Origin of the sequence: Reichenbachiella sp. (genome assembly GCF_039944555.1) — a bacterium.
In the GTDB taxonomy this organism is placed as follows: Bacteria; Bacteroidota; Bacteroidia; order Cytophagales; family Cyclobacteriaceae; genus Reichenbachiella.
Genome location: NZ_JBDUYN010000004.1, coordinates 58,887 through 75,858 on the forward strand (window position 1 = coordinate 58,887; position 16,972 = coordinate 75,858).

Below are 16,972 nucleotides of genomic sequence, written 5' to 3' on the forward strand. Positions count from 1 at the left end.
ACTGACAATCGAATTTTCGGAATTAGGACATATCGAAAAAATAATTTTCCATGAGTAAGAAACACTACGATGATCATCTCGCAGACTTTTACAGCTGGATGGTTGGAGATTTCCTCGAGAAAAAAGAGGAATTTCAAAAATTTCTGGAAACCAATAATATTTATCCTTCGAACACAAAAGTGGCCATCGATCTGGGTGCTGGACATGGCATTCAAAGTGTTGCTCTTCTGGGTTCAGGCTTTGATGTTACGGCTATCGATTTTAGCGACCAGCTCTTGAAAGAGCTTAGCACAAACAGTGAAGGACAAGTAGCGACAATAGCAGCAGATATTAGATCGATCAAGGAGTATGGACGACTAAACCCGGAATTGATCATTTGCTGCGGTGACACAATTACCCATTTGGAAAGTAAATCTGAAGCAACGCAATTGATAGCGGATTGTGAGCGGATATTAGTAGCTGGAGGAAAGCTTATTTTATCGTTTCGGGACTACTCAAGTGAATTAGCAGACCATCAGAGATTTATTCCTGTCAAGAGTGATGCTTCCAGAATACTCACCTGCATTCTGGAATACGGCAAGGAAAAAGTAAAAGTAACAGACCTGCTTTACGAAAAAACAGGAGACCAATGGAACCAAAAGGTCAGTTCATACGAAAAAGTAAGAGTCAATCCTGTTGAGGTAGTAGAAGCTATTGAAAATTGCGGAATGAGCATACTCTTCAACGAACCAATAAACCGAATGCAAACCATTGTTGCCAAAAAAACGACTAACTCGTGATACAATCAAGCACAAATTCCAGAAAAGCACTTCTTGTCATAGACATGCAAAAAGGATCCTTCACTTCAAAGACACCAAGGTTTGACACCGAAGGTGTAGTGGATAGAATCAATCAATTGGCTGCTCTGTTCAGGCAGCAGGGTCATGCAGTGATCTTTATTCAGCATGATGGTTCATCGGCCAACGAATTTGTCCCGAACTCAGAAGATTGGGAATTGCTGGACGGCCTGCAGGTAGAACAGACGGATTTGCTGGTGAGCAAATATGCCAATGACGTTTTTTATCGCTCCGAACTGCAAGCGGTACTTGCCGAACAGAAGGCGGATGAGTTGTTCATGACCGGTTGTGCCACCGACTTTTGCGTGGAGTCTACCATTCAATCGGCTCTTGCCAAGGATTATAACATTACAGTAGTCGCAGATGGGCATACCACTGGCGAGCGCCCTCACCTTACTGCGGAGCAAGTCATTGAACATTACAATTGGGTTTGGCAGAATATGATACCAACCAAGGGCAAGATCGAAGTTGCCAATTTTAAATCTATCGTCCAACCAATCGAAAATTGAACAAAGGGAAAAAGATATACTTACTCATAGGTCCAAAGGGAAGCGGAAAGTCTTTCATCGGTGGACTACTACATGAGCATTTTGATATTTCATTTTTACGAGTAGAGGATTGGGTAAAAAAGATAAAGAAAGGAAGATCTGTAGATGATAAAACCTATTTGGAGGAGGTTTTTAACTGCATTGAAGAAGGAGTAAAAGCAGGCTTGGTCGAGCACGATTGCGTTACTTTTGAGTCCACAGGCCTTACCAGCTATTTCGATAGTATGCTGACAAGCCTGCGCAAGGATTTTGAGGTGACAACCATAAGAATCAATACCGATCCTGATATTTGTTTGAGTCGGGTGAAGTCAAGGGATCAAAGTATTCATATTAATATTTCGGATGATCAGGTGGCAAGTATCAACCAAAAGGTTTGCGAGAAGAATCTGAAGTGCGATTTTGCCATAGACAACAACTCCAGAAGCGTAGAGGCCTTGAAGCAGGAGCTACAAACAATTTTGAACAGATAGAATCCAAATCAATGAAATTTAGAAAGGCCGTAAGAGAAGATGTCCCTGCGATTATCGAAATGATTGTCGACGATGATTTGGGAAAATTGAGGGAAAACCCGCAAGACCCGTTACCAAAGGAATATTATAGAGCCTTCGAAAGTATCGACTCAAACGAAGATCAGGAACTCATTGTAGTGGAGCAGGAGGGCAAAATCATTGGGACGATGCAATTGACCTTTCTGCAGTATCTCACTTATCAAGGAGGAATTCGGGCACAAATAGAAGCGGTAAGAATTCACAGAAGTCAACGCGGCAAAGGCCTTGGGGAAACTTTTTTGCAATGGGCAATTGATCATGCTAAAGAGAGAGGTGTCCATTTGATACAGCTTACCACCGACAAGAAAAGACCGGAAGCACTCAAATTTTATGAGAAGCTTGGGTTCAAAGCTTCACATGAGGGAATGAAGCTCCATTTTAAATAAGGCAGTCTTTCTTTAAATTGGGTCATCGTAAAGTCAACTCGTCGTTAAAAACAGCATGGAACCCATTTTCAGAATTATCCTTTTCCTGGCAGGAGTCGTAAATTTCATTCCTTCATTACTCACCTTTTTTCCAGAAAGAATCTCCAAATCCTATGGGATAATTTTAGCAGGCGCTGACCTTGAGCTTTTGTTGAGACATCGGGCCATTATGTTTGGCATTATTGGTGGATTAATGATCTATTCAGCCCTTAAAAAGAAATACTATGCAATGGCAGTATCTGTTGGCTTGATCAGCATGGTTTCATTTTTGATCTTGTATTTTCTGATAGGTGGAGTGAATCAGGAGTTGGGAAAAGTCATGCAAATAGATGCAGGGGCCACTTTGCTGTTGATTATTGGTTTTGCATTATTCAAGATTAGACAGAAGCCTGCCTGAACTTGAGCGGTGTTATTTCTGCTCGCTTTTTAAATACACGATTGAATGCGGCCTCAGATTGATAGCCCACCTTAGTGGCAATTTCACCCACAGATTGGTAACTTTCCTTAAGCAATTCCTTCGCCAGTAGCATCCGCCATTGGGTTATGTAATTTAGTGGTGTCTCTCCCATCAAACTTTTGAAATGATTACTAAAACTGGTCCTCGACATGCCGGCCACTTGAGCAAGTGTGTCTAGTTGCCACTCCCTATCCGGGCAATCGTGAATGGATTTCAACACCCTACGCATGCGTTCGTCCTGCAGTGCGGCCAGGAACCCTTTTTCCGAACGGTTATTCAAGATATACGCTCTCAGTGCATGGATAAAAAGTACCTCTCCCAGTTTGTCTACAATGATGTTGCTTCCGGATTGCTCACTATCCGCTTCCTGAATGATCAGATCAGTAATGCGTTCCAGCCAGGAAAGCTCTTTCTTTTCAGCATCTGAGATATGAATGATTTCCGGTAGCTCTTGAACAAACGGATGATCAATAGCTTTGTCAAACTCAAAATGACCACAAACCAATGTGGTTGATATTTTTTCACCCGAAAAGAGAGAATCTCCATTTATTATGGCCTCAACTACATCCTTGCCGTTTTGCCTGTCACTGGATTCCGAGTCTGCAAGCCAGTGACTGGTGCCAAGAGGGAATACTACTATGTCTCCCGTAAACAATTGAATGGCTTTACTTTTTGTTTTCAGCACGCATTGACCTCTTGTCACAATGTGAAATTGGGCAAATGGCCCCTTAGGGATATCCATACCCCAGGGAGAAGAAAAATCAGATTTGAAATACACAGCGCTCGACAATCTGATTTTTTTCAATATGTCACTTAATACATCCATATCAATATTTGTACGAATGAGCAATAATAGTGTATATATTGATACTATTAGTATAAATCTGACAGATATATTTGTCTCATGTTAAAATTAAAAAGTATTATCATGAACACAATTAAATTGACTTTTGCTGTTTTACTTCTGATAGGATGCAGTAGCATTTCAGCGCAAGATGTATTTAAGAATGCCAACAACGTAGCTAACAATGGCTATGATGTGGTGAACTATTTCAATACCAATACGGCTGCCCGGGGGAGCAAGGATTTTTCCGCAGTTCAGAATGGAGCAACGTATTACTTTATGAACGCCGCAAATCTTGAGTCTTTCAAGTCGAACCCTGATAGTTACCTACCGCAGTTCGACGGGTACTGTGCGTTTGCCGTAGCCAAAATGAATCAAAAGGTTCCGGTAGATCCCAATACATTTAGGATTGACGATGGCAAATTGTACTTATTTTTTAATGATTACTGGGAAGGAAAGCCATTTAATACCATAGTTCCCTGGTTGAACAACGAGGCGGCCATGGAAAAAATGGCGGCAGAAAACTGGAAAATATTGCAGTAAGCTAGGTGGAGAAAGGAGAAGCGGGTCGATAGCTCCAGGCTATAGGTCCGCTTTATTACGGGTATTCGCTAGTGAGCCGATAATCCGAAGGCGAACAACCATACTGCTGTTTAAAACAATTGGAGAAATTGGCCAGATCATTGAAGGCACAGGCATAGGCAATTTCAGAAATGGACTGATCGGTAGAAGTAAGCAATTGAGCAGCACGAGCTAACCGCTGTTCACGAATATACTTTCCGGGACTGCAGTCAAAAACTTCTCTAAAACTTCGCTTAAAGCTAGACAGACTCTGTCCGGCAATTTCGGCCAGATCTTCTATAGAAAGATTGTCATACAAATGGGATTCAATGATCGACTTAAAAGAATAGGTCTGAGGCGAGAAAAGGCTGGATAAAATATGGTGGAGTTTGTCAGAATCTTTGGTATTCTCGAGTAAGAGAAGGAGCTCTTTAAGTTTCAAAGACATCAATTCTTCATTGACTAGTTCCGGGTTTGCAAAATAAAACAACAGGCTATCAAAAAACTTCTGAAACAATTCGTCTAATACAATCTTGGTACCTGGTTTTTGTGGCAACGATTTATTTTTCTTTTTAAGAAAGGCCGGCAATTCCCGATCATATATCCTGGAAAGTACCTCAGGATAAAGGTGGACTGCCATTGCTTCATAGGTTCCGTCTTCACTATCTGCAAGCATCTTGTTGAGGTAGCTGCCGCACTTCATCAAGATACCTTCGTTTTCATATGCCGTGATATGATCAGTTTCAGAATAGGCTATTCCTATGCCCTTGCGGATATAAAGAAAGCAGGCCTCGTCCAGCATGGGATTGGGCATGGTGAGAGGTGGTTTGATAACCGCTTTCACAAAAACCTTCTTGCCATACAGATCAAATGTTTTATGCTCTATAATCACAAATTTATATTTAGGAGTGCTGTTAAAAGTAGGAGACTCTTATCAGAATTTTAACCTTTCCAAAGTTTAAAACCTTGGAAAGGTTCTTTAAGCCTTAAATCACTTTTTAACTTTAAAAGTCAACCTATTGTTTTGAAATAAAGGCGTTTAATACAGAAAATCCTTTATCTCTGAATGGAATAAGTAATTTATACTCCTCTGACTCAAAGACCGAATCGAAAGCCTCTTGACTGGGGAACTCGATAGCCGCAGCAACGTCCACTTCCATATCTCCAATAAAATTTTCTGAAATCGGAAACCTGTACAATGCAACGGCACCTGCTGCCTCCTGCATGGCAGTTACTTGCTTAATATAGTTTTCAGCCGCTTCTTTTTCTGCAGGGTTTATACTTGCGATAATGATCAAAATTATTTTTCCCATGATTAGGCCGCTTTTTGCTTGATCAAAGACTCAATGCCGCCAATGCCCATGCCGCCGATCATTTGAAAGGCCTCTTTGGCCGCAGGTTCATTCTCATTAGTTACCTGAAAGTTCCAGGACCAGGTAATTGTGGCCTGGCCAGAGGGGGTAGCTTCTACACGCATTTGTCCATGTATATTTTCAACAGGAATCATATGCTGAGAAGGAATGGCATACTCGAGCACTTTGTTCGCATGATCCACTTTCAGAATGTCTTCTTCAAATGAGCCTTCTTCTGTACTGCAAATACGTTTGTCTCCCTCGACACTACAAGCAGTGATAGGTCCAAGCCATTGATCCACGCCTGAAACGGCACCGATGATGTCCCAGGCTTCATCGGCAGAGACATCTATCGTTTGCGAAATTTCGAAATTTGAATTTTTCATTTTGTTTGAATTTTTGTTTCAAACAAAAGTGACCAGATAACAGCACCATCTTTTTTTGAAAAAGCCCAAAGACTTGTGAAATTAGACCAGATCAAAAGATCGCCGTTTACATAAATCCAGATTGAACTACCTGTGCTTCTTTTAGCTTTAAGCACAACTATAAATTAAGATCAACTTTATATGTACCAAAAGATCAACATTCTCCTCATCTTCTTACTCCTCGGAACAGTATTGCAAGCACAGGACGGTAAAAAGGCACCTTTTAATATTGGCGAGGTCAGAACCATCGAATCTCAGCACCTGGATGAAACCCGAACTCTAAACATTTACCTTCCGAATGACTACCACCCTGATTCGGCAGCCCATCAGACAATTTACTTGCTCGATGGATCCGCTCACGAGGATTTTCTGCACATTGTGGGGCTCGTCCAGTTTTTTGATTTGCAGCTGAATGCACCTCCTACCATTGTGGTTGGTATAGCCAATGTGGATCGTAAAAGGGATTTTACCTTTCATACCGATGATGCCGAACTCAAAGAACAATTCCCGACTACCGGTGGCTCTGCGAAATTTATGGCTTTCGTGGAAGAAGAACTTCAACCCTTTATTCAAGAAAACTACAATGTAAATCAAGAGAGAATTTTGATTGGACAATCGCTGGGTGGCCTGATGGCGAGCGAAATCTTGCTCAAAAAACCACAACTTTTCAGCAAATATCTTATTGTCAGTCCGAGCCTTTGGTGGGATAATGAATCTATGTATAACCAAATGGACACCTTGCTGGCTGATCAAAATTTCGATAATACAGAGGTGATCATATCAGTCGGACAGGAGCATCCAATGATGATCAAAGAGGCTGCCGGACTTTACCAGTCCCTGGCACTGGCTGAGAAAAAGAACCTTAAGGTTCACTATCAATACTTCGAAAAAGAGGACCATGCTACGGTACTTCATGTCAGCATCTATGAGGCATTTAAAATACTCTATCAAAAGGAAAAATAGAGGTAGAGGTAAACACGCTAAACCAATTTACGTTAGGCCAGAGGTAACCTTAACAACCTGAGTCCGATTGATATTATTATTAAAATCCCGTAACCGTCACTCTGAACGCTTTTCCAACTTTGTGAAGTTGAGAAGAGTGCGCGAGAGTCTCCATCAATGAGATTCTTACGTCTTTCACTCCGCAAAAGCTTCTTGAAAGTCTCAGAATGACGGGTTTTAGATAATTTGATAACCGAACTCAGGTTAATTCTCTTAAAAAAGACATGCAAAAAGTAGACATTCAGCAGGTAATTAATGCGAAAAATCGTATTGACAAATACATCAATCAAACACCAATCCTAACTTCTTCTCAACTGAATTCCTGGTTGGGCCATGATATATTTTTCAAAGCAGAATGTTTACAAAAGATCGGTGCCTTCAAGGCCCGGGGAGCAGTGAACACCATTGCATGGTTGGTTGAAAACAACCAAAAACCGGATCGAATCATTGCAAATAGTTCTGGCAACCATGCCCAGGCTGTTGCATGGGCATCCAGTATGTTTGGTATTCCTTCTACTATATACATGCCTGAGTATTCGTCCAAAATAAAAATACAGGCTACGGCTGCTTACGGGGCAGATGTAGTATTGTGTCAATCACGAACAGAGGCAGATGAAAAAGTAAAGCAGGCTGCTACAGTGCCGGGTAACTATTGGATTCCTCCATTCAATCACGAACAGATTATTTATGGACAAGCCACAGCGGCTTATGATGCGATCAAAGAAATAAAAGATGTAGATGCGGTTATTGCTCCATGTGGAGGAGGAGGGCTTTTGTCAGGAACTTACATCTCAACCAAGGCGCTATTACCAAAGGCAGAGGTAATAGGTGCGGAACCCTTAAACGCCAACGACGCGGCTCAGTCTTTACGAACGGGTAAAATTCAACGACTGCAATCTGTTCCGGACACGCTGGCAGATGGAGCTATGACCAATGCTATTAGCGAGCTTACATTTGAGTACCTGAAAGAGTTGAATGAGTTTTACGAAGTGGACGAGACGCAAATGACTTATTGGACACAATGGCTCTCGCATCTGCTAAAAGTACAAGTAGAACCGACTAGTGCGCTCTCTATGGAAGCCGCCAGGCAATGGCTTACAAAACAATCAGGTAAAAAGAGAGTTTTGATTATTCTGTCAGGTGGAAACATTGATCAGGGCACTCATCAAAGACTTTGGGAAAAAGACTTTTTGTCAACACATCCGGCTATTGATGTGGAAATAGCTTCGGCAGTCATGATGACCGACAGATGATTTTTTATTAAATTCTTAGCTGAATTTGACGTTAATCATGTATCCGGAACTTCCTTTCTCTGATGTGCGGCCACTCTTCAGGCCTCTGCAACATAAGTTGATCGAGCTTTTGAGCTCACTAACTGCGGAAGATTGGAATAGCCAAACGGTAGCCAAACAATGGAAAGTCAAAGATGTCGTCAGTCATTTACTGGATGGCGACCTCCGCGTGTTATCCATGCAGAGAGATAAATATTTTGGTCAGCAGCCACCAAACATCAAAGGCTATGAGGATCTCGTGGCCTGGTTGAATCAGCTAAATGCTGATTGGGTTGCCGCTTCGAGGAGGCTGAGTCCGGATGTACTAACACTTTTGCATCAGACTACAGGCCCTCTGGTTTGCGACCACTATGAAAGTCTGGATTTGCAAACGGAGGCCATATTCGCTGTAGATTGGGCAGGAGAATCTACCAGCCTCAACTGGATGCATTTGGCCAGAGAGTATACGGAAAAGTGGCACCACCAGCAGCAAATCAGGGATGCTGTTGGCCTGGAAGGTATCATGACCAAAGCGTTTTTCTACCCTTTTATGGATACTTTTTTCAGGGCATTGCCCAACACATTTCGAAACGTAGCAGCTGAAGAAGGCACACTGATTCAAGCCACAATTACTTCTGAAGCTGGAGGTAGTTGGTTTTTAGTGAAAGAGGAGAAAGGCTGGCTTCTCACTTCAGGTGGTGAGAAGACACCAGACGCAACTGTAGAAATTCCTGCTGAAACCTCCTGGAAGCTATTTTCTAAAAGTCTGCGCCCATCCGAAATCAGGAAGCAAATCAAAATCACCGGAGACGAGGCTCTTGGAGAAAAGGTACTCGAAATGGTTTCCGTGATGGCTTGATTGATCCGTACAAAAAATGAATATTTAATTTCGGATAAACTTATCCTTTATTATTGTTTGATTACCTTTGTCCCAAGTTGACATAGAATGTTTTCAAAAACCTGCGAGTACGCCATTAAGATCATGATATATATTTCCTCGAGAAAAGAGGAAGAGAATATGCGCATCGGCTTGGATGAGATTGCAGAAGCAATTGATTCGCCAAAGGCTTTCACTGCCAAAATACTTCAGCAGCTGGCACGGGCTGGCATCTTGGAGTCGGTACGTGGTCGGAGTGGAGGTTTTTCTTTACCGCCGAAAAAGGCCATTGCACTTTCAGATGTAATTGTGGCTATAGATGGAGATAAGTTGATCAAGCGCTGTGTTTTAGGATTTAGGGAATGTTCAGATGTCACCCCTTGTCCTATTCATCATAGATTCAAACCGGTGAGACTTGCGATGACCGAGACGTTTGAGTCCACTTCTCTTGAAGAGCTAAAAGGCATTATGGAAGAGAATGAAGTATTTCTAATAGAACCGTAAAAATTTTTTTCACTAAAAAGGATAAAAGCATCTTTAAATCCTATTTAATAATTAAAACCTTCTGCTCATGAACTTAAACTTTAAACTTACCGACGACTTCATCGATCAATATCGGAACATCGATCCACTATTTGGTTTCAATGGCCTGGGCCTACTCACCTATTATCGAACTTATTCCAGACTTAAGCCAGATGGTAATAATGAGCAGTGGTTTGAAACAGTTAGGCGCGTGGTAGAAGGCTGTTACAGTTTGCAAAAGGACTATATACTGAATAATGAATTAGGATGGAATGACTACAAGGCCCAGCACTCCGCAAGGGAAATGTACGACCGCATGTTCAAAATGAAGTTTCTTCCCCCTGGTCGGATGCTTTGGGCCTTAGGTACGCCAATCATTCATGAAAAGAAAGTCGGCCAGGCCTTATTCAATTGTGCATTTGTATCTACGGACCTCATTGGCAAATCACTGGAAGATGCCACCCGACCATTCACTTTTATGATGGATATGAGCATGGTGGGCGTTGGTGTAGGTTTTGATGTAGAAGGAGCGCAGGGGGTCCAAATTCATAGACCAAAAGGGAATGATGAATTATATACCATTCCTGACACGCGTGAGGGCTGGGTAGAAAGTCTGAAACGACTGCTCAACAGTTACTTTTCACAAAATTTCAACGCTACTTCTTCCCTCCCCATTCAATTTGACTACAGTCAAATCAGACCTGCCGGAGTGGCGATTAAGGGATTTGGAGGAATCTCTTCTGGCCCGGCTCCATTAGAAAGCCTGCACGAGCAAATACGAAAAACCCTGGACCAACTTGACAACCAATATCTTAGCATTACAGCGATTACCGATATCATGAATATGATTGGTCAGTGCGTGGTCGCCGGAAACGTACGTCGTACTGCACAGATCGCTCTTGGAGAGGTAAACAACAAAGAATATCGAAAACTTAAAGATTATCACTGGGACAGCGAAGGACAAAAATATGTGGGCAGCATGGCACATCGTGCAGCCTATGGCTGGGCTTCCAACAACAGTGTACTGGTCAATACTTCGACTGATTTCGAAGAGGTGGCCCGACAAACTGCTGTGAACGGGGAACCGGGATACATATTTATGGATAATATCCGGTCGCATTCACGCATGTGTGATCCTGCTGATTACAAAGACATTAAAGCCAAGGGAACCAACCCTTGCGGTGAACAGTCTCTGGAAAGCTATGAGCTATGCTGTTTGGTAGAAACTTTTCCATCCAGAGCCGAGTCCAAGGAGGACTTCATGAGAACCTTAAAATATGCCTATATGGTGGGTAAGACAGCAACCCTTGTAACTACTACCTGGCATCAAACCAACAGAGTCCAAAAACGCAATCGTCGAATAGGTACTTCCGTCACAGGTATTACTAATTTTATTGAGGATCACTCACTTGATACCCTCAAAAACTGGCTCGAAGACGGCTACCAGGAAATTCAAAAGTGGGACGAAATCTATTCCTCCTGGCTCTGTGTGCCAAAGAGCAAAAAAACAACTAGCGTAAAACCTTCGGGAACAGTGAGTCTGTTGGCAGGAGTCAATCCCGGATGTCACTATCCCGAATTCGAATATTATATCCGCAGGGTACGTATCGCAAAAACTTCGCACTTATTACCTGCTCTGGAGGCCGCCGGACTTGATGTGGAAGACGATAAAATGGATTCCTCATCTGCGGTGGTCTCCTTTCCGGTGCACAACAGTGGCAAGTGTCTGAAAGACGTCAGCATCTGGGAACAGGTGAGCTTGGCGGCATTTTTACAAACCTATTGGTCCGACAACCAGGTTTCTTGCACGGTAACTTTCAAACCGGAGGAATCCTCTCAGATCGCACCTATTCTCGACTTCTACAAATACACTTTGAAGTCAGTCAGTTTCTTGCCCAAGTTAGAAATGGGCGCTTATGCGCAAATGCCTTATGAAGCGATTTCGAAAGAAAAGTATGAAGAAATGAAAAAGCGAATGAGGCCTTTTCAAATTATGAACATTCAGGAGGACGCAGAGGCTGAGAAATTCTGCAACAACGATGTCTGTGTCATCTAATGAAGAATTATAAAATCGAAGTACACAAATAATAAACAAACTAAATGAACATACATTCTTTTCATATTCCGGTATTAGGACTGGCCTTTTCTGTCGATACTCCTATTAAGGTAGCCCATCTTGGGATAGACTCTGTGATGTCAATTGTGGAGGATTCTCTACTTGAGCAGGTGCGAAAATTTTACTCCGAAAAACATGGATTTAAATTTCAGCCTATTACCAACAAGGTAACGGATGCTCGAGCCAAACGAATTACGCAGTATCTGAACCTAGTAAAAAAGATAGCGGAAGAAAAATTCGCTCGGTTTAAGAAATCTTGTTCGCTGGGTGAAGCCATAGATTACTTTGGTATGCTGCCAGATGCTTCGTCTCTCAAAAAACAGTTTTTAAAACTGAAAGAGATAGGAAATTCTGCCGATCTGATTAACTACGTGCGAAACCACGCCAAAATGGGAAGCATTGATGTCAATATCATGACCAAGCTCGATCGAGTCAATTTCAAAGGCGCTCAACCGCTTGGTAAAGAGTATAACGACGCTCATGCAGCACTGCGAGGCTTTGCCAAAAGCGAATTGCAATCCTCGTTAATTCTATCAGCAGGGCTGAATCCGAGTCTATATAGTTATATGGCTTCGTTCGATGATTTCTTTCCGGATGAACGCGGCGTATTCAGGAAAAAAATCATTCTTAAGGTAAGCGACTATCGTTCTGCATTGATTCAAGGCAAGTTTTTGGCCAAAAAAGGACTATGGGTTTCAGAATTTAGAATAGAATCCGGCCTGAATTGTGGCGGTCATGCGTTTGCCACCGATGGACATTTGATGGGACCAATTCTTGAGGAGTTCAACCAAAACAGGGCCGAACTGCGTCAGACATTATTTGATATCTATGCGACGGCTCTCGAACAAGGCAATAGACCTTCTCAGATTCCAGTACCTGAAATGAAAATTTCGGCACAGGGAGGTGTCGGTACAGCTGATGAACATACTTTCCTGCAAGAGCAGTATGGAATGGATGCAGTAGGCTGGGGTTCGCCATTCCTGCTCGTACCAGAAGCTACCTGTGTAGATCGGGGTACTCGCGAAAGAGTGAGGGCTTCCAAAGAAAAAGATCTCTATCTGAGTGAAATTTCTCCTTTGGGAGTATCATTCAACAACTTAAGAGATAACACAAAAGATTTAGAAAAGGAAGAACTGATCAGAAAGGGGAAACCAGGGAGTCCATGCATCAAAAAATATCTGGCTTTCAATACAGAATATTCGAAGAAACCGCTGTGCACGGCTTCAAGAAAATATCAACACATCAAAATAAAAGAGCTGGAGGAAAATAAACTACCTCCGGTGCAATATCAACGTGAGTACAGGAAAATAACGGAGAAGGCTTGCATTTGTACAGGTCTCAGCACACCATTTTTACTTGAGAATGAGCTGGAAACGGGTCAATCCGGTGAAGGAGTTTCTATTTGTCCAGGACCGAATATTGCCTATTTCACCGAACTGGTGTCTCTTAGAAAGATGATAGATCACATTTATGGTCGAGCCAATATCATTACAAGAAATGACAGACCACACATGTTTATCAAGGAATTAGGTCTTTATATGGACCACTTTAAAAAACTGATGGATGAGTATGCTTTGGATGCGTCCAAAAAAGTTAAAAACCGCGTCAGTAGCTTCGTTAAAAACCTTGAAGCCGGAATAGCCTATTATCAGCAGCTGGATTTAAACCTGAGTAATGAAATGGCCACTGGATTTAGAACGAGCTTAAAAAAGGCACAATCAAAGTTGGAATTATTGTCTCACCAGCTTTGTCTTGAAGCCGTGTGAGAGAGGTTGATTATTTGATATAGATTTGTTATCTGTCCGGACTAAACTTTCGTCCGGACGGATGAACTTCTATGGTAAAAAAATCACTCTTAATAAGTTTGACCCTATGGATGGGTTCCAGTTTACTTTTTGCACAACAAAAGAAACTCTGCATCACCGTGGATGACTTGCCGGTAGTAAGCTATGGGATTCATGATTCCACATTTGTATTTAATCTGACCAGAGATTTAATCCAAACCTTTGACGAATATCAGATACCAGCTATCGGATATGTAAATGAGTCGAAGCTTTACACAAATGAAAAGCCTGATTCCACTAAAATTAAATTGCTGGAATTGTGGCCGGCGAATGGATACGATCTTGGCAATCACACCTACGCACACCTGAGTTATCATCAAACCGCATTTAATGATTATACAGACGGGATCATCAAAGGGGAACAAATAACCAGACCCTTGCTAAAGAAGTATGGAAAAGAACTGAGATACTTTAGACACCCCTATTTGCAATCCGGATTACGGCAAGGTCATACGGATTCATTGAAAAACTTTCTGAAGACCAATAGTTATATCGAAGCTCCGGTGACAATCGATAATGCGGATTACCTTTTTGCCAAAGCCTACAGTGATGCTTATAAGGAAGAGGATAGTGAGAAGATGAAAAAGATCGGAAGCGCCTATGTGAAATACATGGAAGAAAAGGTAGTATATTTTGAATGGCTGGCCGATGAACTGTTTGGACGTCCTATCGCCCAGACCTTGCTTACGCATGCCAACCTATTGAATGCGCACTATCTGGATGATCTTGCCGCGATGTATGTCAAGCACGGTTATACTTTCGTTTCACAAGAAGAAGTACTAAGGGATTCGGCCTATCAATCCGAAATTAGTCGCTACGGCAACTGGGGGATCTCCTGGCTCGACCGATGGGCATTGAGTCAGGGCAAATCAGGAGATTTCTTTAAAGGAGATCCAGAGGTGCCTGCGTTTATTAGGTGATTGTTTTGATGTTGCCAGATTCCTAACACTTTGAGCCTCATGTCCGTACAATGACCAGAAGTTCATCTATGGATAAAAGACTAAACCTTAAGAAGAAAAGAAAATGGCCAAAAATATGGATTACGGTTGTTTTGATTTTTTGCTATGGATTTGGGCATCATCATTTTAAGCTCTTCCAATCGAAGCCTAGATTTCGTCTTTCTTCCAATGTTGGTGGTGCAGGGTTTAGTCACGGCTTGGCGCCAGCTCCCGCTCAACACCCAGAGGCAGTCGTTCAAGTCTACTCGGCGAGAGTTTGGGGAGCGAAAGGAGCATTGGCAGTTCACTCATGGATTGCTACTAAACGCACCAATGCAGACAGCTACGTCGTAAGCCAAATTGTAGGCTGGGCGATTAGTCCGGACGGCGATGTCCTATTTAGTCAGCCTGGTATCCCAGACAAAGGATGGTATGGCAACCCACCGAATCTTCTGCTCGACCAACGAGGTGAGAAGGCCGAACAATTAATAGATCAAATTGAAAATGCTATTTCGAAATATCCCTGGTCGGATACCTACAGTCTATGGCCAGGGCCGAACAGTAACACTTTCGTTTCCTGGGTTGGCCTTCAGGTGCCCGAATTAGGCCTTGATCTACCGGCTACTGCCATAGGCAAAGACTGGCGTCCAATAGAGCAAACCTTGTACAGATCAGCCAGTGGGTCCGGCCTCCAACTTTCTATTTTTGGTATGCTGGGTGCTTCACTGGGCTATCAGGAGGGAATAGAATTAAACATATTAGGTCTTAACTTTGAAATTGATCTATTCGACCTTGCTGTTGAGCTTCCATTTTATGGTCGACTTGGTGATGACTAGTGTCAATTGAAACCTCCATTTCCCGTCCATCAACGATGGACGAAGTAGTTTTATTAAAAGATTAAAAATCACATGCTTGTCCATTTTCCGGTTGTTCGCGATTTGCACAGTCATTTCTTTTGCATAAAAACTTTATGAGGGAATTTAAAAAATTGCACGAACAGGAGGATCCATTATTGATTGCAAACGTTTGGGATGTGCCGAGCTCAAAAACGGCTGAAAAACTAAACTTCCAGGCTCTTGGTACCTCCAGTGCAGCCATTGCAGCCATGCTCGGTTATGAAGACGGAGAAGAAATGCGCTTCTCTGAATTGGAGTACATCGTACAACGAATAGCTGCGAATACAACTCTACCGCTCTCCGTGGACTTAGAATCAGGTTACAGCCGGGAGCCAAAAGAAATTGCAGACCATATCAGAAGATTGGCAAACCTTGGAGTAGTAGGAATCAATATAGAAGACAGCTTGGTAGATGGAGACAGAAGCTTAATGAATGCTAATGCTTTTGCCTCGATTTTATCCGAAGTAAAGGATGAGTTAACTAAGAGTGGCCAAAATGTTTTTCTAAACGTAAGGTCAGACACCTTTTTATTGGGCCTTGCACATGCAGTTGAAGAAACCCAAAAAAGAATACGCCTTTACGAAAAGGCCGGAGCAGATGGAATTTTTATTCCATGTGTCGAAAATGAAAACGACATTGAGGCCATTGTGAAAAGCACCCCCTTACCGGTCAATGTCATGTGCATGCCTGGTCTGCCTGACTTCGAAAGGTTGAAAGCTCTAGGCGTTAGACGTATCAGTATGGGCAACTTCTTATTTGGTGCTTTGCAGAAGAATTATGAAGGTATGTTGGACCAGGTGATCACCCAAAATACGTTCAAATCAGTTTTCGAGTATTCTAAGAACTAAGAGCAGCCAGGCCAATGCAATTCCACAGTCAAGTAGTATTCCCGTTCACGACACCCAATGACCCATTCGCGAAATAATTCCGTTTGAGTGACCTGAGTGGTGTCGAAGTCCGTTGATTTGGCTAAAAACTATGGACAGAGGTACATTCATCAAAAAAGGAATACTAGCTGCAAGTGGACTTGCCGTATTGCCATCACCATCTTTTGCGAGTCCACAAGGTGAGGTCTTTGATAAGCAGGAAATTAAAGATTTCGTCTTTGCAGCCCACAAAGATTTTGAAGAGACCAAAAGAATTGTTGAGCAAAAACCCTTGATTTTAAACTGTACGAACCAGCCGCAAAGAGGAGATTTTGAGACCGCTGTCGGTGGAGCCTCTCACATGGGCCGCCGAGATATCGCAGACCTGTTGGTCAGCAAGGGTGCTCGACTTGACATATTCAACTATGCCTTTTTGGGCTACGATGAGTTTATTATGAAACTTCTGACTGATTATCCGAATCTTCTGAAAGCTCCGGGACCACATGGCTTCACCCTATTGCACCATGCCAATGTTGGAGACAGAGGGAATCTTGCATCGTGGCTTCAGGAAAAAGGGTTAACAGAGACATTCATTAAAGGGGTATTCGGGTGAATTAGATTTCCCATACTGCCTTATCTAGGAT

20 protein-coding genes are annotated in these 16,972 nt (G+C 42.5%); 16 read left to right on the top strand and 4 right to left on the bottom strand.

Annotation, left to right across the window (positions count from 1 at the left end):
• Positions 1-50 precede the first annotated feature (50 nt).
• The 5 genes from ABJD64_RS01720 to ABJD64_RS01740 are packed head-to-tail and all read left to right on the top strand — an operon-like array spanning position 51 to position 2,754.
• Complete coding sequence (locus ABJD64_RS01720) at positions 51-779, top strand: methyltransferase domain-containing protein (protein WP_348176770.1); 729 nt, start codon at positions 51-53, stop codon at positions 777-779.
• Positions 776-1,345 (top strand): cysteine hydrolase family protein, encoded by a 570-nt coding sequence (locus ABJD64_RS01725; protein WP_348176772.1) that lies wholly within the window; start codon positions 776-778, stop codon positions 1,343-1,345. The genes ABJD64_RS01720 and ABJD64_RS01725 overlap by 4 nt, the downstream gene beginning before the upstream one ends.
• Positions 1,342-1,854 (top strand): AAA family ATPase, encoded by a 513-nt coding sequence (locus tag ABJD64_RS01730; RefSeq protein ID WP_348176774.1) that lies wholly within the window; start codon positions 1,342-1,344, stop codon positions 1,852-1,854. The genes ABJD64_RS01725 and ABJD64_RS01730 overlap by 4 nt, the downstream gene beginning before the upstream one ends.
• An 11-nt stretch (positions 1,855-1,865) precedes the next feature.
• The gene (locus tag ABJD64_RS01735; protein WP_348176776.1) at positions 1,866-2,318 is read left to right on the top strand and encodes a GNAT family N-acetyltransferase; all 453 of its coding nucleotides are present in this window, start codon (positions 1,866-1,868) and stop codon (positions 2,316-2,318) included.
• A gap of 55 nt (positions 2,319-2,373) precedes the next feature.
• Positions 2,374-2,754, top strand: a complete 381-nt coding sequence (locus tag ABJD64_RS01740) for a hypothetical protein (protein WP_348176778.1) — start codon at positions 2,374-2,376, stop codon at positions 2,752-2,754.
• Here the strand turns inward: ABJD64_RS01740 and ABJD64_RS01745 are convergent.
• The gene (locus ABJD64_RS01745) at positions 2,735-3,640 is read right to left on the bottom strand and encodes an AraC family transcriptional regulator (RefSeq protein WP_348176780.1); all 906 of its coding nucleotides are present in this window, start codon (positions 3,638-3,640) and stop codon (positions 2,735-2,737) included. The genes ABJD64_RS01740 and ABJD64_RS01745 overlap by 20 nt on opposite strands.
• A 102-nt stretch (positions 3,641-3,742) precedes the next feature.
• Here ABJD64_RS01745 and ABJD64_RS01750 point away from each other — a divergent pair, with 102 nt between their 5' ends.
• The gene (locus tag ABJD64_RS01750) at positions 3,743-4,201 is read left to right on the top strand and encodes a YHS domain-containing (seleno)protein (protein ID WP_348176782.1); all 459 of its coding nucleotides are present in this window, start codon (positions 3,743-3,745) and stop codon (positions 4,199-4,201) included.
• 55 nt (positions 4,202-4,256) lie between these two features.
• Here ABJD64_RS01750 and ABJD64_RS01755 read toward each other — a convergent pair whose 3' ends face one another.
• The 3 genes from ABJD64_RS01755 to ABJD64_RS01765 all read right to left on the bottom strand — a co-directional run bounded on the left by ABJD64_RS01755 (position 4,257) and on the right by ABJD64_RS01765 (position 5,957).
• Positions 4,257-5,111 carry an AraC family transcriptional regulator gene (locus tag ABJD64_RS01755; protein WP_348176784.1) on the bottom strand — a complete coding sequence of 285 codons (855 nt, stop codon included), beginning with the start codon at positions 5,109-5,111 and terminating at the stop codon, positions 4,257-4,259.
• A 124-nt stretch (positions 5,112-5,235) separates the two neighbouring features.
• Complete coding sequence (locus tag ABJD64_RS01760; RefSeq protein WP_348176786.1) at positions 5,236-5,532, bottom strand: DUF1330 domain-containing protein; 297 nt, start codon at positions 5,530-5,532, stop codon at positions 5,236-5,238.
• Positions 5,533-5,534: 2 nt separating this feature from the next.
• Entirely contained in the window at positions 5,535-5,957 is a 423-nt protein-coding gene (locus tag ABJD64_RS01765) for an SRPBCC family protein (protein ID WP_348176788.1), read from the bottom strand.
• A 180-nt stretch (positions 5,958-6,137) separates the two neighbouring features.
• On the opposite strand from ABJD64_RS01765, the gene ABJD64_RS01770 reads away from it, so the two are divergent.
• The 10 genes from ABJD64_RS01770 (at position 6,138) to ABJD64_RS01815 (ending at position 16,941) form a co-directional block, all read left to right on the top strand.
• Positions 6,138-6,959 carry an alpha/beta hydrolase-fold protein gene (locus tag ABJD64_RS01770; protein ID WP_348176790.1) on the top strand — a complete coding sequence of 274 codons (822 nt, stop codon included), beginning with the start codon at positions 6,138-6,140 and terminating at the stop codon, positions 6,957-6,959.
• Between the two features lie 263 nt (positions 6,960-7,222).
• Complete coding sequence (locus ABJD64_RS01775; protein ID WP_348176792.1) at positions 7,223-8,251, top strand: serine/threonine dehydratase; 1,029 nt, start codon at positions 7,223-7,225, stop codon at positions 8,249-8,251.
• Positions 8,252-8,288: 37 nt separating this feature from the next.
• Entirely contained in the window at positions 8,289-9,128 is an 840-nt protein-coding gene (locus ABJD64_RS01780) for a maleylpyruvate isomerase family mycothiol-dependent enzyme (protein ID WP_348176793.1), read from the top strand.
• An 87-nt stretch (positions 9,129-9,215) separates the two neighbouring features.
• Positions 9,216-9,650, top strand: a complete 435-nt coding sequence (locus ABJD64_RS01785; protein WP_348176794.1) for an Rrf2 family transcriptional regulator — start codon at positions 9,216-9,218, stop codon at positions 9,648-9,650.
• 67 nt (positions 9,651-9,717) lie between these two features.
• Positions 9,718-11,724, top strand: a complete 2,007-nt coding sequence (locus ABJD64_RS01790) for a hypothetical protein (protein WP_348176796.1) — start codon at positions 9,718-9,720, stop codon at positions 11,722-11,724.
• A 44-nt stretch (positions 11,725-11,768) separates the two neighbouring features.
• Positions 11,769-13,550, top strand: coding sequence for a hypothetical protein (locus ABJD64_RS01795; RefSeq protein WP_348176797.1), 1,782 nt, complete (start codon positions 11,769-11,771; stop codon positions 13,548-13,550).
• Positions 13,551-13,660: 110 nt separating this feature from the next.
• The gene (locus ABJD64_RS01800) at positions 13,661-14,548 is read left to right on the top strand and encodes a polysaccharide deacetylase family protein (RefSeq protein WP_348176799.1); all 888 of its coding nucleotides are present in this window, start codon (positions 13,661-13,663) and stop codon (positions 14,546-14,548) included.
• Positions 14,549-14,616: 68 nt separating this feature from the next.
• A complete protein-coding gene (locus ABJD64_RS01805) occupies positions 14,617-15,402 on the top strand; it encodes a DUF3750 domain-containing protein (protein WP_348176801.1) in 786 nt (261 codons plus the stop codon).
• 134 nt (positions 15,403-15,536) lie between these two features.
• Positions 15,537-16,310 (top strand): isocitrate lyase/phosphoenolpyruvate mutase family protein, encoded by a 774-nt coding sequence (locus ABJD64_RS01810; protein ID WP_348176803.1) that lies wholly within the window; start codon positions 15,537-15,539, stop codon positions 16,308-16,310.
• Positions 16,311-16,440: 130 nt separating this feature from the next.
• Positions 16,441-16,941 (top strand): hypothetical protein, encoded by a 501-nt coding sequence (locus ABJD64_RS01815; RefSeq protein WP_348176805.1) that lies wholly within the window; start codon positions 16,441-16,443, stop codon positions 16,939-16,941.
• The last annotated feature ends 31 nt before the right edge of the window (positions 16,942-16,972 follow it).